A 22153-nucleotide genomic window follows, 5' to 3' on the forward strand; every position below is an offset into this window, starting at 1 on the left:
TCAGCTCCGCGTTCGGTTCGGCGCACCCGTTTGGGTGGGGCTATTGGCGGCAGCCGGCGAACGCTGAAAGATGAGAGGATCACGATGCCCCAAAATAAATTAATCGCAGATTCAATCACATATGCGTTCGCACTTTTATCCAGTACGGCGCGCCATTCTCCTTGTGAGATTGGCTCTTTCCCCCACACATTGTCCTTGTTATTTCTGTAGCCTGCCGTCCGGCCATATCAGCCGTCACGCCTGCAGCGCCGTGCGCGCGGCCAGTATCTCGGGCCAGCGCCTTTACACTCGCCCTTGAAAGTGAAGGCGCGTTCTAGCTTTGTGTCAATCGAACGCCACGCCGATGCGCGTAGCGCTCCGCCAGACTATTCGACACTGTGAGCAAGCGCCGCCAGGTTCTATTTTCAGCTCGAAGGCATCCGGAATGTTCAGGGCAGCAGGAACTTCGAGGCAGGCGCCTGTGTCCGACAAGTTTCGGACGACGCAACTTATCACGGACGATCGCTGATTGAGAATGATCTTCCCCGTCAACAGCGTGCGGCGACGGCGAGTGGTGCGACGCTCCGTCATAACCAATACCAAACGACGCCGCAGGCGGTTGTCGCTGCCCCGCGTCTCGCCTCGACGGCCACCTTCGCGATTCCCGTATCGCGTGGCAGGTTATTGGCGAGTATTTTGAAGACGAGAGCCCCCGGCATAGCGCACTCGCAATACTTCAACGTAGAAACACCATCCGCGCGGTTTGGCCGAGCAGGACAAAGGCCAAAGATTCGTCCCAGTAGCTCAAGACTCCCAATCTGAATCGTTGGTGGTTCATGAGGGCCAAGGCACAGCTGATAGCCGCGCTCATAAACAGCATCATCGTAAGCGCTTTCCCGAATCCCCAGGGCAGCGGGCTTTGAGCACCGGCAAAGATCAGCACGATCAAAAGTTTGAGAGAAAGGCGACGGAGCACAAAGCGCGAGTCCGACGTCATTTTCGGCTCGGCTGCATAACGACGTCGTATCCGCGAAGAGGCAGTACGAAAGAGACACTGCGATAAACGCAATGTCGGTCGGGCAAAGGCATCCAAGCCCGTGCGGCGAAACCGAAACGCCGCTTTCAGAAAGGTTAAGGACAACGAATAAAGCAATCGCCGAAGACGAGGGCTTCGCGCGACGATGCGCTCGACAAGAACCATATCGATACCCACACTAGACCTCGGATCGAAATAAATCAGAGCGATCACATCGCTAGTGAAGTCGACGCGCCCGTGTCCGGTGAGTCTAAGCGGCTTGATATTGCGCAGGTAGTTATCGCCGAAGACCTTACAATATACGATGGTATATCCCGGATATTGTTTTGTATATCGGATCAACCCCGCAAGACACTGTCACTCAAGGAATGACGGTGATATCCAGCCAATGTCATCTAGCGGCTCCAACCCGCTGCCGACGCATGAGGATCAACGAGCAATGCCAAGCGACAGTAGTCGAGCAAGCGTGCCGCTCAGGTCGTTCTCGCGAGTCTGAATCATCAGTCTCGCCTGTGACGGCCGAGCGGCTCGTCACGGAGGTGAGACATGACTCTCCAATTTTTTACTCTGCCGGCTTCGCTCCGCGTTTCGCGGATCGCCTCGCCGAAACGCAATCCCGCATTCGCCGACCCGCGATGCGAGCGTGACCGTCCTTTCACGAAGTCTCCCCGCACGAACCGGACTCGACTGGTCGCGGCGTGGCGTGTCAATGGCGAGACCGGTCGGCTCGAATGCATCTGGATGCTTGACGCCGAACCAGACACGGGCGGCGGGTTGCGCCGATTGATCGAGCGCGCCGGACTCCTTCTTGCAGTTTACCAGCATGGTCGCTTTGCGGCGTGAGGCGTGTGATGCATTCCCTCACGCTGCATAAGGCCAGCACGGCGATGGTTCTGGTGTCCGCCGGCCTGGACGGGCTTCACCCCCGCCGGGGCGGCAATCCGTACTCGCGCAGAATCGCACGGTCGCGCGAAGGTGCGGACCCTCCCTGGTGAAGAGCGGCTGCGCTGCTCAAGCGCGGTCCGAATGCCGAGCGTCGTGAAGATGCATCGGTTTCATTATCCCCTCAGCCGACCAAGACCCCAAGCGCCGAAGACCGTGCCGAGAGGCGCATGGTCTCGGCGCTTGCGGCAGGAGATTCATCCAATGAATGCCCCCATCCTCAAGGCGGCTCTCAAGCCGCGCGGAAAAGACGAACGCAAGCTGTCGATGAAGGCGGTCCGTGAAGCCCAGAATGGGTTGGATGACACCTTCGAAAACGTCAAAGGCGACCGCAACGGCCTGATTGCCCGAGATGCGATCGAACGGCTGGCAAAAGACGGCCCCAATGAGGTTGCGCAAGAGCGACGCCTGCCAGCGGTTGTTCAGTTTTTTGGCGCTTTCAAGAATCCGTTCATTGCAGTGCTGCTGATCCTGGCTGGGATCAGCGCTGTAACGGACATCTGGCTTCGGCTTCAACATGGCGAGGATGCGGATCCGACAAAAGTCACCATCATCATCGTGATGGTGCTTGCCAGCGCCTTGATGCGCTTCGTTCAGGAGTACCGATCGAGCGCTGCGGCCGAAGCTCTGAAGGCGATGGTCCGCACGACGGCGACGGTTCTTCGTCGAGGATCGGCAACGTCAAATCCCGAAGCATTCGAAATCCCGATGCGAGAGATCGTCGCCGGCGACATCGTGCGTCTTTCAGCAGGGGATATGATCCCGGCAGACGTGAGGCTGATCGAATCCCGCGATCTGTTTGTGAGCCAGGCAGTGCTCACCGGTGAGGCCATCCCTGTTGAGAAGTATGACACGCTCGGGTCTGTCGCCGAGAAGTCCGCGGCGAGCGTAGCGTCCAGCGAAATGAACGCGCTCGACATGCCCAACGTCTGCTTCATGGGCACCAACGTCGTGAGCGGCACGGCGACCGCGCTTGTCGTTGCCACGGGTGCTCGCACCTATTTCGGATCGTTAGCCAAGGCGATCGTCGGATCGCGCGCTCAAACGGCGTTCGATCGCGGCATCAACAGTGTGAGCTGGCTGCTCATCCGCTTCATGCTCGTCATGGTTCCTGTCGTCTTTGTCATCAACGGCCTGACCAAAGGCGACTGGGTGGAAGCGCTGTTGTTCGGCCTTGCCGTCGCCGTCGGACTTACCCCCGAAATGCTGCCGATGATCGTTTCCTCGAACCTCGCGAAGGGCGCCGTAGCGATGGCGCGGCGCAAAGTCGTCGTGAAGCGACTCAACGCCATTCAGAACTTCGGCGCGATGGATGTTCTCTGCACGGACAAGACCGGCACGCTGACTCAGGACAAGATCATTCTGGAGCACCACGTCGACGTTACCGGGCAACCCAACGCTGACGTTCTCCGGTTGGGCTGGTTGAACAGCTACCACCAGAGCGGCGTGAAGAACCTGATGGATCAGGCCGTCGTGCGATTCGCCGGGGCGGAGCCAGCCATCACGAACACGGCCGCGAGCTACCGAAAAGTCGATGAACTTCCGTTCGACTTTGTGCGCCGCCGACTCTCAGTGGTCGTCGAGGGCGAGGACGGAGATCACTTGCTCATCTGCAAGGGCGCGGTTGAGGAGATGCTGTCGATCTCTACGCACGTCAGAAGAGGCAAAGATCTGATCCGCCTTGGTGACGTTGAGCGCAAGAATCTGGCTGCGATGGCTCGGGCGTACAACGAGGACGGATTCCGTGTGCTGGTCGTCGCCACCCGAGGGTTTGTGGCGTCCGAGGCCAAGACGCATTATGCCATCGCGGACGAAGCCGATCTCACGATTCAGGGGTTCCTTACTTTTCTCGACCCGCCAAAGGAGACGGCTGGACCAGCAATCGCTGCGCTCGCGGAGCATGGCGTCAAGGTCAAGGTTCTTACGGGCGACAATGCGGTCGTGAGTGCCAAGATCTGCCGTGAAGTAGGACTTGAACCGGGCCAAGCCGTACTCGGGCGCGACATAGAAAAATTGGACGACACCGCGCTTCGCGTTTTGGTCGAGGAGCGGACGATCTTCGCGAAGCTCACTCCGCTCCAGAAGTCGCGTGTATTGCAGGCGCTTCAGGCTAACGGTCATACCGTCGGATTTCTCGGTGACGGCATCAATGACGCCCCGGCGCTGCGCGATGCCGATGTCGGCATTTCCGTCGATAGCGGCGCCGATATTGCGAAGGAGTCGGCCGATATCATCCTGCTCGAGAAGAGCCTGATGGTTCTTGAGGAGGGTGTGCTGAAGGGGCGCGAAACCTTCGGCAACATCATGAAATACCTCAACATGACCGCCAGCTCGAACTTCGGAAACGTGTTTTCAGTGCTGGTGGCGAGCGCATTCATTCCGTTCCTGCCGATGCTGTCGATCCATTTGCTCGTGCAAAACCTGATGTACGACATTTCCCAATTGGCGCTGCCTTGGGATCACATGGACAAGGAGTTTCTCAGCAAACCGCGGAAGTGGGATGCCAAGAATATCGGTCGTTTCATGATCTGGATCGGGCCGACGTCCTCGATCTTCGACATCACGACGTTCGCTCTGATGTGGTTCGTCTTTGCCGCCAATAGCCCGGAGCATCAATCGCTCTTTCAGTCGGGCTGGTTCATCGAGGGCCTGCTTTCTCAAACGCTCGTGGTCCATATGCTGCGTACCCAGAAGATTCCCTTCGTCAACAGCACAGCGGCTTTGCCGGTCTTGCTGATGTCGAGCGTCATCTGCGTACTGGGGATCTATTTGCCGTTCTCTCCGCTGGGAGCAGCCATCGGATTGCAGCCCCTGCCTATCGCCTACTTCCCGTGGCTGGCCGGAACGCTGCTCTGCTACTGCCTCGTCGCTCAACTGATGAAGACCGTCTACATCCGCCGGTTCGGACAATGGTTCTGACGGCCAAGCGCATGAGAGGTCCTGATCATGTCCACATCACCGTTGATCCTGAGATTTGCGCCGCCGCAGGCTGGAGACTGCCCGCGACAAGGGCCGCCACCGCCGAGGCGACAAGCGCCGCGTCCGCCCCACAATCGCGAGCCGGGCGATGCCAGGTCGTCGCTTCGGAATCGGTTGGACAGACGTTTGTGTTGGGCTTTGGCGGTTTTGGCGATGTTCGTGACGCATGCGGCCGTTCACCTTGCTCGTCGCCGTCTGCTGGACGGTTTCAAGCTCAGATTCCTGCTGCGTTGCGGCGCACGGTTGAACAGAGCGGCGATATCGCGAATGCGGCGTTGCCGCTGGTGAGCCACACAAGCGCAAAACGATCGCTTGCATGGAACCAAAGCACGAGGCCCGGACCTGAACCGGACTTCGATCAGCAAGGAGCTTCAAATGGACGACCCATCTAGTCGCGGCGCGACCAACAACTCGCGCCGCTTGAATTCACGAGAAAACTAGGAGGGCAGCTCGCGGCTATTGGCGCCGGGCGCTCTCGCAACCCGACGCCAGGAGTAGCCCATGACTTATTTTACGACCCACGGACTTCCCAATTTCACTATCACCACCGGACTGAAGGTTTTCAGGCGTCGTCGGGTTCTTTTTTGCCGACTGATGGTGATCGCTTTCTACTTGCTGGCGCTCGGTCTTGTAGCGGTTCTTCAGGTAACCAAAGCGCACGCGCAAGAACTTCAAACGACTCCCGGCCATCCGGATGCGGCACGGCTCAACACTAGTGGACCGCAACCCATCCTGGCGATGCCAACGAAGGCACCGGGGGCCTCGCGTGACAATAAGGTGGAATCGGGCGGGCCCGACTGGTCGGGCGTCTATTTTGGCGGACACACCGGTTTCGGGGCTGGCAGCCTTGGCCCGGGAACGAACCCCGTCTTGAATCAGTCCGTTGGCCTGCCGCCTACGGTGACAGGAATGATCGGCGGCTTTCAGGGAGGCTACAACTTTCAGGCCAGCGATCGTTGGGTGCTCGGCGCGGAAGCCGATGTCACTTTTGTGAGCCCGCCCGATGAGACGCGACGGATACCGGCTCCCTTCAACACATCCCTGGATGTCGTGGGGACGGTGCGTGGCAGGATCGGCTATGCTTTTGGCCCATTCCTCCCCTATGCAACGGGAGGCCTCGCTTGGACACGAACGAACGTCGACATCAATGGCGATGACGGCAGCGTTTTGTCAAAACTGGGGCGCTGGCACGCTGGGTGGACGGCAGGCGCAGGTGTCGAAATGGCCTTGGGCGGACCATGGACGGCACGCGTCCAGTACGACTACCTCGATCTGGCTTCCTCGACCTATCGACTCGATGGTGCCGGACTGCGCGATGTGTCCGTCCGCCCCCGAACCCAGAGGTTCACGCTTGGCCTGAACTACCGACTGGGCGATGTGGCCTCGACACTCCCAAGACCACCGGCAACTGTCGAAATGTCGCCGGACTGGAATATTCATGGCCAGACCACATTCATCGCCCAAGGCTATCCCGCGATTCGTTCCCCCTACGCTTCCAGCGCCAGCCTGCCCGGTGGTGGGCAAGTTCGTGAGACGTGGACCGCGGACGCATTTCTTGGCGTGAGGCTTTGGGACGGTGGTGCGTTCTATTTCAATCCCGAGCTAGCCCAAGGCTTCGGGCTGAACGGGACGCTCGGACTCGCAGGCTTTCCAAATGGAGAAGCGCAAAAAGGCGGCGCTGAATTTCCGAAATTTCGGCCACAGCGCTACTATCTTCAGCAGACATTCGGTCTTGGTGGCGAGCAGGAGGATGTCGCAGACGGCCCCCTGCAACTGGCGGGGCGACGCGATATCGATCGCGTCACTGTCACGGTTGGTCGTTTCGCGGTTGGCGATTTCTTCGACGCGAATGCCTATGCCAAGGATCCGCGCGCGGATTTCATGAATTGGGCAATCTGGTCGTCGGGGGCCTATGACTTCCCCGCCGACCTTCCCGGCATGACGCGCGGTGCGGTCATCGAGCTGAATCGTAAGGATTGGGCTGTGCGAGCCGGGGCCTTCCAAGTGCCCAGGGAACCGAACAGTGATGTTTTGGTCTTCAATGGGGGCGGCGGTGGCGCCGTCGAGTTCGAGGAACGGCACAGCCTGTTCGGGCAGCCGGGTAAGGTTCGGATCGGCGCTTTCATCAACCGTGGTTACACCGGCGCGTATCGCGACGCTATCAACCTCGCGCAAGCGAGCCCTCAAACAGATATCAACGATGCGATGACGGCCCTGCGCCGCAATCAGAATAAGTATGGCTTTTATGGAAATATCGAACAGGCTTTGACAGCTGACCTCGGGCTTTTCGCCCGTGCAAGCTGGAACGACGGCCGCACCGAAATCCTCTCCTTCACGGACATCGACCGCAGCATTTCCGGTGGTTTCTCCCTAAAGGGTTCTGCATGGGGACGGCCTGCGGACACGATCGGAGTCGGTGCTGCGGTCAACGGCCTCTCGAGTGCACATCGTAACTTCCTCGCCGCCGGAGGCACGGGGTTGCTGATCGGTGATGGGAGACTGCGCTACGGCCACGAGTCGATCGTCGAGGCGTATTACGCCTTGCGGGTCAACGGCTGGAGCACCGTCACCTTCGACTATCAGTTTGTTGCAAACCCCGCCTACAACGCCGACCGCGGACCAGCCTCGATTCTGTCGCTTCGCGCCCACGCCGAATTCTGACAGCGAGTGGAGTGGCAATTCCAGCAATAGCGCGGGCTTGCGCCTCGGGAGGGCGCGACCGACGCAACGAGATGGGAACACATTCAGATGGATTGGCAAAGCCTTGGCCACACCGCACTCACGCTCGGGGGCGCATTCCTTCTTGGCGGCTTGATCGGCTTCGAACGGCAATGGCGCCAGCGCCTGGCCGGGCTGCGAACCAATACCCTCGTCGCGCTCGGCGCGGCCATCTTCGTCCTCTTTGCCGGGCTGTTCCCCGGCGAGGCGAGCCCGACGCGCGTTGCGGCCCAGATTGTTTCCGGCATCGGCTTTATGGGCGCCGGCATCATCTTCAAGGAAGGGTTGAATGTGCGCGGGCTCAACACCGCCGCGACGCTGTGGTGCTCCGCCGCGATCGGCGCGCTGTGTGGGGCCGGATTTTTCTTTCATGCATTGATTGCGACGACGTTCGTCATCGCCGTCAACGCAGTTCTGCGCCCGCTCGTGCGCCTCGTTGAGCGCCAGTCATTCGCCGCAAGCCCGTTGGACAGCGCATATGCGATCAGCATCATCTGCCATGGAGAGGCTGAGGCGCATGTTCGGGCGCTTCTTCTTCGCGATCTCGCCGGTGCGCTGCACATCCGCGACCTCGAAAGCACGAATATCGAGGACACAAACCGAGTCCAGGTGAGCGCGACAGTGCGAGCCGACACTCGGCAGGATCGCCTTTTGGAACAGATTATCGGTCGTCTCAGTCTGGAGCCGCTGGTAACATCTGCTCGGTGGCGGTTCGAGCCAGGCGAGTGACCGAGAAGCAATAGTTATCTAGGTACACGGCGGAGTAGATTCTCCAGGGAAGAATATTGAAAGTAGGTAAGTTGATCGAGAAGGTGAACAATGCTCAAGATCGCCAATGATATACGTCCCGGATCGGCGCTGACGTTGATCGCGATGGGCGTTGCGATGGCCGGCATTTTTATCGCCGATACGGTCACGGACTACGCCATCGCAGCGGCCGTATTCTACACAGCGGTCATTCTCGTTGCGACACGCATCTTGTCTGGCACGGCTGTAGTGGCCCTCGCTTGCATTTGTGTCGCGCTGACCCTGATCAGTTTTTTCTTGACCCACTCCGGTGCGTATGAGGTCGGCATCGTCAATACCGGGATTAGTATCGTTGCGATCGGCGTTACAACCTATCTCAGTTTAAGGATGGTGGCTGCGAAGGCCGAGGCGCTGGAGGCGCGCGATCGGCTTTTGCGAATTGCGCGGGTCACGACGCTCGGTCAACTGTCGGCGTCGATCGCGCACGAAGTCAACCAGCCCCTGGCTGCCGTCGTCGCCAGCGGCGGCGCGTGCACCCGATGGCTTGCCCAGGAGCCGCCAAATCTCGACAAGGCCCGCCTCGCGCTCGACCGCATCGTCAGCGATGCCAACCGGGCAAGCCAGGTCATCGCGCGCATTCGCGCCCTTTCGAAGGGCGAGGCGCCGCGCCGACAACCATTCGACCTCAGGGAAGCTGTCATGGAAATCGCGACCTTGTCGCGCGGCGAGATCGAGCGTGGCGGCGTCGCCTTGCAACTGGACCTGCATGACGGCCTACCTCGCGTTTTTGCCGATCGGGTCCAGATCCAGCAGGTCATCAGCAATCTCGTCCTCAATGCGACCGAGGCGATGTCGGACCGCGCATTGCCCGAGCGTCGTCTGCGAATTGCCGCCTCGCAGGATGGACGGGATGCGATCGTTCTCGCGGTGGCCGATTCCGGCACCGGTCTGGCGCCGGGAGCTCGTGAGCACCTCTTTGACGCCTTCTGGACGACGAAAGAGGGAGGCATGGGTCTTGGCCTTACCATCAGTCAGACGATCGTTGAAGCGAATGGCGGACAGATTTCCGCGGCTCCAGTCCCTGGAGGCGGGACCGTATTTGAGGTGCGCCTGCCGCGCCACATGGAGGCAGCCTGATGAAAAATGAACCGACGGCGGATTCGCGGCCGCAGCCCATCGTCTATGTCATCGATGACGATCGGTCCGTTCGCGCCGCGCTCGAAGATTTGCTCGCATCCGTTGGGCTACAGGTGCGCTCGTATAGCTCGGTTGCCGAATTTCTGGAAAGCTCCATGCCGGACGCGCCCGGCTGCCTGCTGCTCGATGTGAGAATGCCCGGACAAAGCGGGATCGATTTTCATCGGCAAATGCCTGAATACGGCATTCATCTGCCGACGATATTCATCACGGGACATGGGGACATCACGATGGGCGTGAACGCCATCAAGAATGGCGCCTTCGAGTTCTTGACCAAGCCGTTTCGCGACCAAGACCTGCTGGATGCTATCCAACAAGCGATCGAAAAAGACCGGCGAAGGCGCGAGAGCGAAGCGCGTTCGCTGGATTTGAATGCGCGTTGGGAGACATTGACGCCCGGCGAACGAGACGTTTTCAAGCTCGTTGTAAAGGGCCTCCTCAATAAACAAATCGCCGCCGACCTGAATGTTAGCGAGATCACGGTGAAGGTTCGCCGTAGCCATCTCATGCAGAAGATGCAGGCCAAGACGATTATTGACCTTGTTAGAATGTCGGACAGTTTGAGCGTTTGAATCTCGACTGAGAGGAGAGCCCCTGCACCGCGAACTGGTGCGCGATCTGCGCGGGCGTGCCACCCCCCCCCTTTCAGAACACGGTATATTTCGAAGATACGTTGGTATATCGAATCTATATAAGATCATCGGCCAATGAGCGTCTGTAGCCGTCTATTCTAGGGTGAGAATCGGGAGGTCTTGCCTTAGCTGCGGTCGGGGCGCGATGGTCGTGGTAGATGGTGCTTACAGAGCGATGCTCGCAACGAGCGGACGATGGACCGTCGCGAGGCCAGGAATCATTTCGAATAGATCTCGGTCGCAATTGACCGATGCTTGAATTCCGCCAGATCCGGTATTTTCTTGCGGCGGCCGAATATGGCAGCTTCCGAAAGGCGGCCTTGGCCTTGGGAATACAGGAATCGGCGATCAGCCGTCGCGTTCGCGATCTCGAAGACGAACTCGGCGCTTCCCTATTTCAGAGGCACAACGGCGGCGTCTGCCTGACGTTGGCAGGACAGCAGTTTGTGCGTCGAGCACGCAAAGCACTTCAACAGATCGACTGCGGCGCGAAGGATGTGGCCGCCATAGGTCGCTCCGAGCGGGGGCATATCAAGGTCGGCATCTTTTCGTCGCTCGCGTCTGGATTCCTGTCCGATCTGCTGGGAGCCTACGGCAAGGAGCATGCAAGTGTACGGGTCGAATTTTTTGACGGCGATCCTGCGGATCACGTTGCCTCGATCCGGCGACTTCAACTCGATGTGGCTTTTATCACGGGAACCACACAGTGGTCGGACTGTGAAACAGAGCAACTTTGGTCCGAGCGAGTATTCGCCGTACTTCCCAGCGATCATCCTCTCTCTGAGAAATCGGAGCTTGGCTGGCGTGATCTTGTGGACGAGAGATTCATTGTAAGTGACGGTGCCCCTGGATCGGAAATTCACGACTATTTGGTTCAACGCCTCGCCGATCTTGGGCGTCACCCAGAAATCGATACCCAATACGTCGGGAGGGACAATCTCCTGTCGCTTGTGGCGATCGGCCAAGGCGTCACGGTCATGAGCGAGGCCGGGACGGCGGCTCAGTTTCCGGGAACTGCCTATCGGCAGCTTGCCGGCGAGGTTCTGCCGTTCTGCGCGGTGTGGTCGCCGCGGAATGATAACCCGGCCTGGCGCCGCCTCCTCAGTCTTGCGCGTTCAATGTCGCGCTCGGCTGCCGCCACAATCATTCAGACGGTTTCGGCAGTTCTTTTGACTTCCTCGCTTTCGCAAATCCCCGATCCGTGGCTATGAACCGCTCCAGCATCGGAGCGATGAGGCGAACGGGATCGGCCGGCGGTTGCCTCGCTTCGCGGCCGAGAATTTCTGCGTAGGCCGTTAGGTCGCGATGCAGGCTTGCCGGTAACTCCACCGTGACCTTCACCGGTTTGTCGTCGACGATCGCTCCCAATTTCAGCTTGGTCATGTCAGCCTCCGTAGGGTTCGAGAACGAGATCGCGGGTGACGATGACGCGGACGGGCAAGCCTGGCCGGATGGTGAGGGTCGGTGCGATGTTGAGCTGGCGCTGGACGATCTGCTGGCCGGTTTGACTGACGCTATTGGAGGCACCCTGTCGCAGCGCCCGCACAATATCGCTGTCCTGGCCAGACGAGCCCGCCTCCGCACCGATGCTCAGAATCGTGGAAAGTGCAGCGGCCTTGAACAGTTCGCCCCAGTGATAGTCGACGCCATCCTCAAGGCCCGCATAGCCCTCGGCGTCCGCACCAGGCTGACGCTCCAGAACGATGGAGCGGCCATTGGGGAAGATCAGCCGGTTCCAGACGAGAAGTATGCGCCTCTGACCGAAGCCGACGCCACTGTCATACTGGCCGATAACGCGCGTGCCCTGTGGCACAAGCAGGATCTTGCCGGTCGGGCTGTCATAGATGTTCTCCGTCACCTGTGCGGTGATCTGACCCGGCAGGTCGGAGCGGATGCCGGTGATGAGCGCGGCCGCGATGACGGCGCCGGCCTGCAGGACGTTCTTCGACGCTGGCGCGGCAACGCGATCCGGCGAGACAGTGCGCTTGTCGGGCGTCTGATTGAGGAATGCGAGCTGACGATCCTGCGCGGAGGGTGTCGCTGGCTGCGGCGCAAGGCCGAGGCTGGCGAGATCGGCCGACGGCGTGGCGGTCGCAGTCGGCTGTGTCGAAGCTCCAGCCGTAGCGGGCCGAGTCTCGGTGGATGCGAACAGCCGTGCGGTCCGAGCCGCCTCCAGTTCCTGCGCCCGGCGCTGTTCCTCGGGGCTCGGTCCCGTCGGACCTGATGCCGGTGCGCCGATCGGCGGCACTGTGCCACCGTTCTGCGCGTTGAGGATCGGGCGACCGAGGTCGCCGGGCAGCGGCGGGCCGAGCTTCGGGACGCCGGAATAATCCTTCGGCAATCCAGCCAGACCGTCCGGTGTCGAGCGGTTGTCCGTAGAGTAAAGCTCCTGACCCTGGCCGCTGTGACGAGTCTGGAGCGCATAGATCAGCGCCCCACCGACACCGAGGCTTGCCGCAAGACCCAGACCGGCCAGCACCTTGCGGGACAGGCGGGTCACACGCGGCGGCTCGGCGCGCAGCCGCATGGTCGCGGCCGGCTCGCCGGTCAGCGGCCGAGCGTCGTCGTCGGTCGGCTGAGGCTGGGGCGCCGAACCGGGCGTCCGGCCTTCCTCCTTTTCGGGATCGCGTTCGTCGCTCACGATGCCGGCCTCCCGTCGGTGCGGGAGATGCGGACACGCTTCTGGTTCTTGCCCGCGCCGAACCGCAGTTCGGCGGCGGCGAACAGTCGATCGACGATCATGTAGTTGCCGCGCACGCGATAGTTCACCAGCTCGGAGGTGTCGCCCTCCGGTCCGACCACGAACAAGGGCGGCATCTCGCCCTGTCCGATGCCGCGGGGGAATTCGATGAACACCTGCTTGCCGTCATCGAAGGCGCGCAGCGGCCGCCACGGTGCGCGGTCGCCGGTCACCTCGTAGCGGAAATTGACACGGGCGAGATCGATGCCGCCCGACACCGGCTGCGCGGCCTCGGCTTGGCTGTTCTGGCGGCGCAGCGCGATGAGCTGGTCCTGCGGATATTGCCAAGACACCGATGCCATATAGGTCGATGGCGTCGCGCGCAGCTCCATGTGATAGGTGCGCCGGTCGGTGTTGATGACGAGATTGGTCATCAGCTCGGCCCGCGTTGGCTTCACGAGGATATGGACCTGCTTGGCCGCGCCAACGCCGCTCTCGGTATCGCCGATGATCCAGCGCACTGTGTCGCCAGCGGCGACAGGACCGGAGCCGACGAGCTGCTCGCCGGGCTGAAGCGCGATGTCGGTGATCTGCCCCGGCGAGGCGTAGACCTGATAGAGCGCGCCATCGACGAAGGGATAGACCTGCATCGAGTTGATGAAGCCGTTGCGGACGGGCTGGACGCGCGCTGCGGCATTGGCCTGGTTGACGCGCGCGGCGGGATCGGACGGTTCCGGCTCGGGCTTGCCGTCCTTGCCGATGGGCTTCAACTGACCAGGCAGCGGGAGCGGTTTGGGAAGCTCCACCACCCGGACGGGCGCTGGCGGATCGGAGGTCTGCACAGCCGGCACCGCATTGTCGTAGGAAATCTCCGGCGGCGGGGTGTGAGTGGCGCACCCTGCCAGCGCCGAACCGGCGAGCAAGATTCCCGGCAAAGCGGATTTGCGGAAAACCGGAACTACGTGGATGAGCAAAGCCGGGAGCCCTGCACTCCAAGGGGCGGCTTTGCGGAGTGCGGGCGTCATTGTCCAAGCTCCTTCGACCAGTTGATGGCGTTGATGTAGATTCCGAGTGGGTTCTTCCGCAGCGTGTCGGCGTCGCGTGGGGGCTGCACGACGACGGTGAGGATCGCGGACCAGCGTTCGGTGGAGGCCAGTGAGCCGTCCTGATAGCGTCGCTCGATCCAGGCGATGCGGAAGCTCGACGGCGAGGCGCGGATCACCGACGACACTTCGATCGCGATCTGCTGCTTGCCGACCTTGGTGAAGGGGTCGTTGGCGCGCGCATAATCGTTCAGCGCGAGCGCGCCACCCTGTGTCGTGAAGTCGTAGGCGCGCAGCCAGTTCTGCCGCACGATGATGGCGTCGGACGGGATCGAGCGGACCTGCTCGATGAAGCGCGCGAGGTAGAAGGCGATTTGCGGATCGTTTGGCTGATAGTCGGCGGTCGCCGGCGCGATCGCCTGCGCCTGGCCGAGCCGGTCGACCTGCACTACCCAAGGCACGATCGAGCCGTTGGCGGACTGCCAGACCAGCGCGGCCGAAAGGCCGCCCGCGAGGGCCAATGATCCGAAGGCCATGTAGCGCCAGTTACGGGCCTGCACGCGGGCGGAGCCGATGCGATCGTCCCAGACCTGAGCGGCGCGCTGATAGGGAGTCTCGGGCTGAGGGGCTTTGCCGTAGTGGGTGGATGGTCGCTTGAACATGGTCAGTCGCTTTCGGAGAGGTTGACGGAGGAGCCGCCGCCATGGCTGTCGCCGCTACGCACGGCGTGGGCGGCGGCCTGAACGCCATGGGACATCTGCTGCGAGCGCTTCATGCGTTTCGCCCAGGCCGGCGGCCCGTCGCTGGTGGAAGACGCAGCTCCGGGAGATGCGGCCTCCGCGGTGGCGGTCGTCGCAGCACCGGATGCGCCGGTGGCGATCTCCGTCGCGGCCTGGCCACCGGCCTGATAGCTCTGCTTCAGGCTGTCGGCGGCACGACCGGCTGCGCGCTTCAGCGGTGAGACGGCCGCCTTCGCGCCGGTGCTGGCAACACTGCCAAGACCCGACGCGACGCCGGATGCGCCGGCCTGGCCGGCCGCGCCGAGGCTGTAGGCGGTGGAGGCGCCACCGGCGAGGGCTGCACCGCCACGCGCGGCGGCGGCAGCGCCGCCAGCAAGTGCAGCGCCGCCTGTCACGACGGCGCCGGCAGCGGCCGCGCCTGCTGCGACAACGCCGCCGGCGGCAAGACCAGTGCCAATGGCCGCGCCGGCGCCGAGCTGCGGGCCACCGGAGATGAGGCCGTTAGCGATGCCGGGACCGAAGATGCCGAGACCAAGCAGCGACAGCGCGGCAAGCACGATCGCCATGGCATCGTCGATCGATGGCGTTGCGCCGTTGAAGCCCGAGGTGAACTCGGAGAACAGCGTCGAGCCGATGCCGATGATGACGGCGAGCACCAGCACCTTGATGCCGGAGGAGATGACGTTGCCGAGCACGCGCTCGGCCATGAACGCCGATTTGCCGAACAGGCCGAAGGGAATGAGGACGAAGCCGGCGAGCGTGGTCAGCTTGAACTCGATCAGGGTGACGAAGAGCTGGATCGCCAGGATGAAGAACGCCAGCAGCACCAGCGCCCAGGCGAAAAACATGCAGGCGATCTGGATGAAGTTCTCGAAGAACGACCAGTAGCCCATCAGGCTGGAGATGGAGTCGAGCAGCGGCCGGCCGGCATCGAGACCAGTCTGCGCCACCTTGCCGGGGCGCATGAGATCGCTCACGGCAAAGCCCGTTCCCGAAGCCTTCAGGCCGAGGCCCGCGAAGCTCTCGAAGACGATGCGGGCGAGATTGTTCCAGTTGGAGATCAGGTAGGCGAAGACACCGACGAAGAGCGTCTTCTTGACCAGCCTCGCCATGATGTCGTCGTCGGCGCCCCATGACCAGAAAAGCGCGGCGAGCGTGACGTCGATGACGATCAAGGTGGTGGCGATGAAACCGACTTCGCCGCCGAGCAGCCCGAATCCTCCGTCGATGTAGCGAGTGAAGACCTCGAGGAAATGGTCGATGACACCGGTGCCGCCCATGTCAGCGAACCTCTGGCTGAGCGGGCTCGGCCTGCATCGCAGGCCCGGTCACGTCCGCTGGCGCACTGTCTTTGTGGATGGGAGCGGCCGACGCGGGCGCGCTTGGAAACAGCGTGGTCGGCGCAACCGGCGATGGTGATGAAACGGGGGCCGGCTGGCCGAGGAAGCGGCGCCGGTTCTCTGCCCATGCCTTCAGGCAATTGGGATCGCGCGTGCCGGCCTCGCCGATCTCGGAACAACGAAGCAATTCGGCGGCGAGAGGATCCGATGTTGTGACCGGACGGCCCTGCGTCGCGAGGACGTCCGTCGAAACGTCCTTGCGGTTCATCTCGATCGCGGTCGCCGTGATGGCGACCGCGACGAAGACGATGGCGCCGACGCGAGCGAGGGTCTTGCCGTCCATCGTGCCAGCCTCAGTTGCCGCTGTTCGGGAACATGCGGGCATTGCCGGGCTGGTAGCCCGAGCCCGGCGTCAGGAAACGCCGGCGCTGCTCGCGGCCCTGTTCGGCGGCGGCGGCCTGCTCGGCCGACTGCAAGGCCTGCGCCCGGCCGTTGGCCGCCACGACGGCGGTGAGATCCGCGAGTTGCTGCGCCTGGAGCGCAAGGAGTTGGTTGCCGGCCTGCGTCGCCTGCAGCGCGCCGGTCGCGCCCTGGCTCTGGCCGATCAGCGCCGACATCTGCGTGCGATTGGTGTCGATGTTGCCGACGACGCCCGCCTGCACCCGCATTGCGTCCTGCAGGCCGCCGACCGTGTTCTGCCAGCGCGAGCGGGCATCGGTGACGAGTTGCTGATCCGAAGCGGACAGCGAGACGTTCCCGTACTTCTGCTGGAACATCCGGTCGATCTGCTGGACGTCGTAGGCGATATTCTGCGCCTGGTTGAGAAGCTGCTGCGTGCGCTGGACGGACTGCTGAAGCTGTTGCAGCGACGAGAACGGCAGGCTCGCAAGGTTGCGTGCCTGGTTGATCAGCATTTGCGCTTCGTTCTGAAGCGAGGTGATCTGGTTGGTGATCTGCTGAAGCGATCGCGCCGCCGTGAGCACGTTCTGCGCATAGTTCGAGGGATCGAATACGATGATGGCGTGAGCGGGCGTCGCCAGCATGGGCGCGAGCGCGACGGGAGCGGTCAGCAGCGCGGCAGCAAAACGCGCTGCGCGGGAATTGCGCAGTTTCATTGGGACGTCTCCTTGTTGGTGAGCGTGGGGATGAGATCGGCGGCCCAACCGACCTCACGGTGATCGAGCCATGCGGCGAGGAAGCCGTCGCGGCCGTGTTCGGCGACGATGCGGGCAATGGCCGCCTGGTCGGTCTTCGATGACGCGGCGCACAGAGCGAGCGCGACATCGGACAGACCGAGCTCGAAGAGGCGGTTGCCGCGCCGCGACTGGCAGTAATAGTCGCGCTTGGGCATTGCCCGCGCGATGATCTCGATCTGGCGGTCGTTGAGGCCGAAGCGCCGATAGATCGCCGTGATCTGCGGCTCGATCGCGCGCTCGTTCGGCAGCAGAAGCCGGGTCTGGCAGCTTTCGATGATGGCAGGCGCGATGGCCGAGCCGTCGATGTCGCTGAGCGATTGCGTGGCGAAGATGACGCTGGCGTTCTTCTTGCGCAGCGTCTTCAGCCATTCGCGGAGCTGGCCGGCGAAACCGTCATCGTCCAGCGCCAGCCAGCCTTCGTCGATAATGAGAAGAGTCGGCGAACCGTCGAGCCGATCTTCGATCCGATGGAAGAGATAGGAGAGAACCGCCGGCGCCGCGCCGGTGCCGATCAGCCCCTCAGTCTCGAACGCTTGAACGAACGCCGAGCCAAGATACTCGCGTTCAGCGTCGAGCAGCCGGCCGTAGGGACCGCCGACGCAATAGGGCCTGAGCGCCTGTTTGAGATCGTTCGACTGGAGCAGCACGACCAGGCCGGTGATCGTGCGCTCCTCGACGGGCGCCGATGCCAGCGAGGTCAGCGCCGTCCAGATATGCTCCTTCACCTCGGGCGTGATCGCCACGCCCTCGCGGGTCAGGATCGATACGATCCAGTCGCCCGCCCAGGCGCGCTCGGGCACGTCGTGAACGCGGGCGAGCGGTTGAAGGCTGACGTTATCGGTCGCGCCGTCACTGAGATCGCCGCCGAGGTCATGCCAATCGCCGCCCATGCCGAGCGCCGCCGCGCGGATCGAGCCGCCGAAGTCGAAGGCGAAGACTTGGGCGCGAGCATAGCGTCGGAACTGCAGCGCCATCAGCGCCAGCAGGACCGACTTGCCCGCGCCGGTCGGGCCAACGATCAGCGTGTGGCCGACGTCGCCGACGTGAAGCGAAAGCCGGAACGGGGTGGAGCCTTCGGTCTTGCCGAAGAGCAGTGGGGGCGCTGCAAAATGCTCGTCCCGTTCCGGCCCCGCCCACACCGCCGACAGCGGGATCATGTGGGCGAGATTGAGCGTGGAGATCGGCGGCTGGCGGACGTTCGCATAGACGTGGCCGGGCAATGATCCGAGCCAGGCGTCCACCGCGTTGATCGTCTCGGCCATGGCAGTGAAGTCGCGGCCCTGAATGACCTTCTCGACGAGGCGCAGCTTCTCGTCGGCAGCGCGCGGATCCTCGTCCCACACCGTCACCGTCGCGGTGACGTAGGCCATCCCGGCATAGTCGGCGCCGAGTTCCTGGAGCGCCATGTCGGCATCGGCGGCCTTGTTCGCGGCGTCGGTGTCCACGAGGACGGACGCCTCGTTGGTCATTACCTCCTTGAGGATCGCGGCGATCGACTTGCGCTTGGCGAACCATTGCCGGCGGATCTTGGTCAGCAGCTTGGTCGCGTCGGTCTTGTCGAGCAGGATCGCCCGCGTCGACCAACGATACGGAAATGCGAGACGGTTCAGCTCGTCGAGCAGGCCAGGTGTCGTCGCCGTTGGAAAGCCTGTGACGGTGAGGATGCGCAGATGCGACGCGCCAAGGCGCGGCTCGAGCCCGCCGGTGAGCGGCTGGTCGGCGAGCAGCGCGTCGAGATAGATCGGCGTTTCGGGGACGCGGACACGGTGCCGTTTGGTCGAGACGCAGCCGTGGAGATAGGTGAGCGTCTCCGCGTCATCAAGCCAGCGGCATTCGGGCATGAAGGCTTCGACCAGGCGCAGGATGCGATCGGTGCGATCGGCGAACCCGGTCATCACCTCGTTGGGGTCGAGGCCCGACTTTTCCCGGCCTTCATAGAGCCAGGATTCCGCGCGCGCGGCGTCCTCGGCCGGCGGCAGATAGGTGAAGGTCAGGAAATAGCTCGACTCGAAATGTGCGCCAGCTTCCTCGAAATCCGCTTTGCGCTCGGCGTCGACCAGCGCCGAGGCGGGATCGGGAAAGCGGCTGTCGGGATAGAGGTTCGAAGCTTGCCGCTGCGCCTCGACGAAGATTGCCCAGCCTGATCCAAGGCGACGGAACGCATTGTTGAGGCGGCCGGCGATGGCGACTAGCTCAGCCTGTACGGCGCTGTCGAGATCGGGGCCGCGAAACCGCGCGGTGCGCTGAAAGCTGCCGTCCTTGTTGAGGACGATGCCGGAGCCCACCAGCGCGACCCAGGGGAGGAAGTCGGCCAGGCGGCTGTTGCGATTGCGATATTCGGCAAGGTTCATCATGGCCGCGCTCCCCTCAGACCGAAAGGTGTGCGGGGACGCGCAGATGGCGGCGCACAACGTCGACGAAGAGCGGATCGCGCTTGGCAGCCCACACCGCGGTGACGTGGCCGATCGCCCAGATCGCGATCCCCACCAGCCAGAGGCGAAGCCCTAGGCCGACCGCGCCAGCGAGCGTCCCGTTCATGATGGCGATAGCCCGTGGGGCGCCGCCGAGCAGGATCGGCTCGGTCAGTGCCCGGTGAACGGGGACGGTATAGCCTGGGACGTCGCCGCCCTGATCGACAGCGCCCGTCATCAGACCAGCGCCCCGCCGCCGAACGAGAAGAACGACAGGAAGAAGCTCGACGCGGCGAAGGCAATCGAGAGACCAAACACGATCTGGATCAACCTGCGGAAGCCGCCGGAGGTATCGCCGAAGGCCAGCGTCAGGCCGGTAACGATGATGATGATCACCGCCATGATTTTCGCCACGGGACCTTCAATCGACTGCAGGATCTGTTGGAGAGGCTGTTCCCACGGCATCGACGAACCGGAAGCGTGAGCGGGGGCTGCCATCACCGCCGACAGAGTGGCGATGGAAACGGTCAAGACGAGATGATGGCGCGCGCGCCGCAGGCGTTGGATCACAGGCTTTCTCCTTCAGGTGCTGGGACGAACAAGCTCGAGCTGCCGTCGCCATCCGTGGTGGCCGGCGCGATGCGGTAGTCGCCGTCGAGACCGAGGCCTTCGACGCGCGAGAGTTCGGAGAGTCGCCGCGCGGACCCGCGACCGGAGAGGACGGCAACGAGGTCGATCGTTTCCGCGATCAATGCGCGCGGGACCGTGACGACTGCCTCCTGAATGAGCTGCTCCATGCGGCGCAGTGCGCCGATCGCGCTGCCGGCGTGGATGGTGCCGACCCCGCCAGGATGGCCGGTGCCCCAGGCCTTGAGCAGTTCGAGCGCTTCGGCGCCGCGCACTTCGCCAACGGGTATGCGATCGGGCCGCAGACGCAGCGAAGAGCGAACGAGATCGGAAAGTGAGGCAACGCCATCTTTTGTTCGCATCGCCACGAGGTTCGGCGCGGCGCATTGCAGTTCGCGGGTGTCTTCGATGAGGACGACGCGATCGGCGGTCTTCGCAACTTCGGCGAGCAACGCGTTTGTCAGCGTCGTCTTGCCGGTGGATGTCCCGCCGGCGACGAGGATGTTGGCGCGTGAGGAGACACTCCGGCGGAGTATCTCGGCCTGCGTCGCTGACATGATGCCGGCCGCGACGTAGTCGTCGAGCGTGAACACCGCGACAGCGGGCTTACGGATCGCGAATGCGGGGGCAGCGACGACGGGTGGCAGCAGGCCTTCGAACCGCTCGCCGGTTTCAGGCAACTCTGCGGATACCCGAGGAGCACCAGCATGAACCTCGGCTCCGACATGGTGCGCAACCAAGCGAACGATACGTTCGCCGTCCGCTGGTGACAGCCGCTCACCGGTATCGGAAAGTCCTTCGGAGAGTCGGTCGATCCAGAGGCGCCCATCGGGATTGAGCATCACCTCGACGATGCTGGCGTCATCAAGATAGCGCGCGATTGCAGGACCGAGCGCAGTGCGCAGCATCCTTGCGCCGCGCGCGAGGCCTTCCGAATTGTGGTGTGATGCTGTCATAGTGCCCCGTTTCTATCGGGGCCGATACAGTCCTTCCCCAGACGGGGATGATTAAAGGGGCCAGATTTCGGGGCGATTCAACAAAGATTCATCGACGTAGTAGTGTAGCGTGCAAATACAGGAGAACGGCGGTGTCGGACGCACGATACGCCAATACGCTCGCGGAGCTTGACCGGCTCTGCGCAAGCGTCTGATCCTCGCACAATGACCGCTCAATGCATTTGTTGTGGAGGTGATGGACATCCTCGATCGCGGAGATCATCCGGGGGGTGAGATCCTTCTTAATCGGGATCATGCACGGCGTTAGGCTGAACGGGACGGTACGTACGATAGCATCTTTGCAGCCATGAACCCCAGCCGAGTAGAGTAGCCTATGTTTCTTAGATCGGTTTTGGCCGCCGCCGCATTTGCTGCGGCGGTACTCCCCGCGGAATCGGTGTTCGCCGAGGGCGCCCGAAAAGCCAATCAAGGGCAACAGCGCGAGATCGGCAGCAAGGTAATTGAGAAGGCCAACGCCCTCCTTGACAGTTTAACACCGGCGCGGCGCAATGAAGCCCTCGTCGATTATAGATCACGGTGACGGACCGATCGGCGCGGAAAGAGATTTGTAGGCTTCCTCACCATTCAGCGCTGATTCAAGGCTATTTGACGCGCGATCGAACGCGGAAGAAACATCAACGCGTTTCGGGTAGCTCTGCACGGCTGAGCTTTTTGCGCACGCGCGCATGAATCTGGTCGACCCAAGCCAATCCCAATCGCCTGATGCGACCTTTCGGACACCTTAAGAGGAGAAAGTGTTCGATGCGAGACACCACAAAAAGCAGAAGGCGGATCCGAAGTGGCGGAGGCCAATGCGATAGTTGATTACTCATTGTTTTGGGTCTCCTTTGAGAAAATCTGCCACGGCTTTTTTTTGTTCGATGAATCTCA

20 protein-coding genes are annotated in these 22153 nt (G+C 62.3%); 7 read left to right on the forward strand and 13 right to left on the reverse strand.

Annotation, left to right across the window (positions count from 1 at the left end; translation table 11 throughout):
• Positions 1–324: 324 nt before the first annotated feature.
• Both H4W01_RS22985 and H4W01_RS14835 read right to left on the reverse strand, forming a co-directional pair.
• On the reverse strand, positions 325–570 hold the full coding sequence (locus H4W01_RS22985; RefSeq protein WP_080655009.1) for a PilZ domain-containing protein: 246 nt from the start codon (positions 568–570) through the stop codon (positions 325–327).
• Between the two features lie 145 nt (positions 571–715).
• The gene (locus tag H4W01_RS14835; protein WP_156186937.1) at positions 716–1180 is read right to left on the reverse strand and encodes a hypothetical protein; all 465 of its coding nucleotides are present in this window, start codon (positions 1178–1180) and stop codon (positions 716–718) included.
• Between the two features lie 981 nt (positions 1181–2161).
• On the opposite strand from H4W01_RS14835, the gene mgtA reads away from it, so the two are divergent.
• From mgtA to H4W01_RS14865, 6 genes are all read left to right on the forward strand, one after another.
• Positions 2162–4876: a magnesium-translocating P-type ATPase gene (gene mgtA, locus H4W01_RS14840; protein WP_006022571.1), complete on the forward strand. Its 2715-nt coding sequence runs from the start codon at positions 2162–2164 to the stop codon at positions 4874–4876.
• Positions 4877–5437: 561 nt separating this feature from the next.
• On the forward strand, positions 5438–7597 hold the full coding sequence (locus H4W01_RS14845) for a carbohydrate porin (RefSeq protein WP_006022572.1): 2160 nt from the start codon (positions 5438–5440) through the stop codon (positions 7595–7597).
• Positions 7598–7684: 87 nt separating this feature from the next.
• Entirely contained in the window at positions 7685–8383 is a 699-nt protein-coding gene (locus H4W01_RS14850; protein ID WP_006022573.1) for an MgtC/SapB family protein, read from the forward strand.
• A 90-nt stretch (positions 8384–8473) separates the two neighbouring features.
• Positions 8474–9538: a sensor histidine kinase gene (locus H4W01_RS14855; protein WP_006022574.1), complete on the forward strand. Its 1065-nt coding sequence runs from the start codon at positions 8474–8476 to the stop codon at positions 9536–9538.
• Positions 9538–10170, forward strand: a complete 633-nt coding sequence (locus H4W01_RS14860; RefSeq protein WP_006022575.1) for a response regulator transcription factor — start codon at positions 9538–9540, stop codon at positions 10168–10170. The genes H4W01_RS14855 and H4W01_RS14860 overlap by 1 nt, the downstream gene beginning before the upstream one ends.
• Positions 10171–10481: 311 nt before the next feature.
• A complete protein-coding gene (locus tag H4W01_RS14865) occupies positions 10482–11441 on the forward strand; it encodes a LysR family transcriptional regulator (protein ID WP_024343196.1) in 960 nt (319 codons plus the stop codon).
• Here the strand turns inward: H4W01_RS14865 and H4W01_RS14870 are convergent.
• The 11 genes from H4W01_RS14870 to trbB all read right to left on the reverse strand — a co-directional run bounded on the left by H4W01_RS14870 (position 11374) and on the right by trbB (position 21223).
• Complete coding sequence (locus H4W01_RS14870; protein ID WP_006022577.1) at positions 11374–11613, reverse strand: DUF2274 domain-containing protein; 240 nt, start codon at positions 11611–11613, stop codon at positions 11374–11376. The two genes, H4W01_RS14865 and H4W01_RS14870, sit on opposite strands and share 68 nt — an antisense overlap.
• Before the next feature lies 1 nt (position 11614).
• Positions 11615–12757, reverse strand: a complete 1143-nt coding sequence (locus tag H4W01_RS14875; protein WP_080655011.1) for a TrbI/VirB10 family protein — start codon at positions 12755–12757, stop codon at positions 11615–11617.
• Between the two features lie 110 nt (positions 12758–12867).
• Positions 12868–13935, reverse strand: coding sequence for a P-type conjugative transfer protein TrbG (trbG, locus tag H4W01_RS14880; protein WP_006022579.1), 1068 nt, complete (start codon positions 13933–13935; stop codon positions 12868–12870).
• Positions 13932–14615: a conjugal transfer protein TrbF gene (gene trbF / locus H4W01_RS14885; RefSeq protein WP_006022580.1), complete on the reverse strand. Its 684-nt coding sequence runs from the start codon at positions 14613–14615 to the stop codon at positions 13932–13934. The genes trbG and trbF overlap by 4 nt, the downstream gene beginning before the upstream one ends.
• A 2-nt stretch (positions 14616–14617) precedes the next feature.
• Positions 14618–15973, reverse strand: a complete 1356-nt coding sequence (gene trbL, locus H4W01_RS14890) for a P-type conjugative transfer protein TrbL (RefSeq protein WP_006022581.1) — start codon at positions 15971–15973, stop codon at positions 14618–14620.
• A gap of 1 nt (position 15974) precedes the next feature.
• Positions 15975–16376 (reverse strand): putative entry exclusion protein TrbK-alt, encoded by a 402-nt coding sequence (gene trbK-alt / locus H4W01_RS14895; protein WP_006022582.1) that lies wholly within the window; start codon positions 16374–16376, stop codon positions 15975–15977.
• A gap of 10 nt (positions 16377–16386) precedes the next feature.
• On the reverse strand, positions 16387–17148 hold the full coding sequence (trbJ, locus tag H4W01_RS14900; RefSeq protein ID WP_006022583.1) for a P-type conjugative transfer protein TrbJ: 762 nt from the start codon (positions 17146–17148) through the stop codon (positions 16387–16389).
• Positions 17145–19583, reverse strand: a complete 2439-nt coding sequence (gene trbE / locus H4W01_RS14905; protein WP_006022584.1) for a conjugal transfer protein TrbE — start codon at positions 19581–19583, stop codon at positions 17145–17147. The genes trbJ and trbE overlap by 4 nt, the downstream gene beginning before the upstream one ends.
• A 13-nt stretch (positions 19584–19596) precedes the next feature.
• Positions 19597–19878 (reverse strand): VirB3 family type IV secretion system protein, encoded by a 282-nt coding sequence (locus H4W01_RS14910; protein WP_006022585.1) that lies wholly within the window; start codon positions 19876–19878, stop codon positions 19597–19599.
• Positions 19878–20210, reverse strand: coding sequence for a TrbC/VirB2 family protein (locus tag H4W01_RS14915; RefSeq protein WP_006022586.1), 333 nt, complete (start codon positions 20208–20210; stop codon positions 19878–19880). The genes H4W01_RS14910 and H4W01_RS14915 overlap by 1 nt, the downstream gene beginning before the upstream one ends.
• Complete coding sequence (trbB, locus tag H4W01_RS14920) at positions 20207–21223, reverse strand: P-type conjugative transfer ATPase TrbB (protein WP_024343194.1); 1017 nt, start codon at positions 21221–21223, stop codon at positions 20207–20209. The genes H4W01_RS14915 and trbB overlap by 4 nt, the downstream gene beginning before the upstream one ends.
• A gap of 373 nt (positions 21224–21596) precedes the next feature.
• Between trbB and H4W01_RS14925 the strand changes: the two genes are divergently transcribed.
• On the forward strand, positions 21597–21803 hold the full coding sequence (locus tag H4W01_RS14925; RefSeq protein WP_006022588.1) for a hypothetical protein: 207 nt from the start codon (positions 21597–21599) through the stop codon (positions 21801–21803).
• The last annotated feature ends 350 nt before the right edge of the window (positions 21804–22153 follow it).

It is taken from the genome of Sphingomonas sp. PL20 (genome assembly GCF_017875905.1).
GTDB classification, from domain to species: Bacteria; Pseudomonadota; Alphaproteobacteria; order Sphingomonadales; family Sphingomonadaceae; genus Sphingomonas; species Sphingomonas echinoides.

Excerpts from the sequence above, each read along its gene's own strand:
- H4W01_RS22985 (WP_080655009.1), bottom strand. The coding sequence starts at position 570 with ATGACGGAGCGTCGCACCACTCGCCGTCGCCGCACGCTGTTGACGGGG.
- H4W01_RS14835 (WP_156186937.1), bottom strand. The coding sequence starts at position 1,180 with ATGGTTCTTGTCGAGCGCATCGTCGCGCGAAGCCCTCGTCTTCGGCGA.
- mgtA (WP_006022571.1), top strand. The coding sequence starts at position 2,162 with ATGAATGCCCCCATCCTCAAGGCGGCTCTCAAGCCGCGCGGAAAAGAC.
- H4W01_RS14845 (WP_006022572.1), top strand. The coding sequence starts at position 5,438 with ATGACTTATTTTACGACCCACGGACTTCCCAATTTCACTATCACCACC.
- H4W01_RS14850 (WP_006022573.1), top strand. The coding sequence starts at position 7,685 with ATGGATTGGCAAAGCCTTGGCCACACCGCACTCACGCTCGGGGGCGCA.
- H4W01_RS14855 (WP_006022574.1), top strand. The coding sequence starts at position 8,474 with ATGCTCAAGATCGCCAATGATATACGTCCCGGATCGGCGCTGACGTTG.
- H4W01_RS14860 (WP_006022575.1), top strand. The coding sequence starts at position 9,538 with ATGAAAAATGAACCGACGGCGGATTCGCGGCCGCAGCCCATCGTCTAT.
- H4W01_RS14865 (WP_024343196.1), top strand. The coding sequence starts at position 10,482 with ATGCTTGAATTCCGCCAGATCCGGTATTTTCTTGCGGCGGCCGAATAT.
- H4W01_RS14870 (WP_006022577.1), bottom strand. The coding sequence starts at position 11,613 with ATGACCAAGCTGAAATTGGGAGCGATCGTCGACGACAAACCGGTGAAG.
- H4W01_RS14875 (WP_080655011.1), bottom strand. The coding sequence starts at position 12,757 with ATGCGGCTGCGCGCCGAGCCGCCGCGTGTGACCCGCCTGTCCCGCAAG.
- trbG (WP_006022579.1), bottom strand. The coding sequence starts at position 13,935 with ATGACGCCCGCACTCCGCAAAGCCGCCCCTTGGAGTGCAGGGCTCCCG.
- trbF (WP_006022580.1), bottom strand. The coding sequence starts at position 14,615 with ATGTTCAAGCGACCATCCACCCACTACGGCAAAGCCCCTCAGCCCGAG.
- trbL (WP_006022581.1), bottom strand. The coding sequence starts at position 15,973 with ATGGGCGGCACCGGTGTCATCGACCATTTCCTCGAGGTCTTCACTCGC.
- trbK-alt (WP_006022582.1), bottom strand. The coding sequence starts at position 16,376 with ATGGACGGCAAGACCCTCGCTCGCGTCGGCGCCATCGTCTTCGTCGCG.
- trbJ (WP_006022583.1), bottom strand. The coding sequence starts at position 17,148 with ATGAAACTGCGCAATTCCCGCGCAGCGCGTTTTGCTGCCGCGCTGCTG.
- trbE (WP_006022584.1), bottom strand. The coding sequence starts at position 19,583 with ATGATGAACCTTGCCGAATATCGCAATCGCAACAGCCGCCTGGCCGAC.
- H4W01_RS14910 (WP_006022585.1), bottom strand. The coding sequence starts at position 19,878 with ATGACGGGCGCTGTCGATCAGGGCGGCGACGTCCCAGGCTATACCGTC.
- trbB (WP_024343194.1), bottom strand. The coding sequence starts at position 21,223 with ATGACAGCATCACACCACAATTCGGAAGGCCTCGCGCGCGGCGCAAGG.
- H4W01_RS14925 (WP_006022588.1), top strand. The coding sequence starts at position 21,597 with ATGTTTCTTAGATCGGTTTTGGCCGCCGCCGCATTTGCTGCGGCGGTA.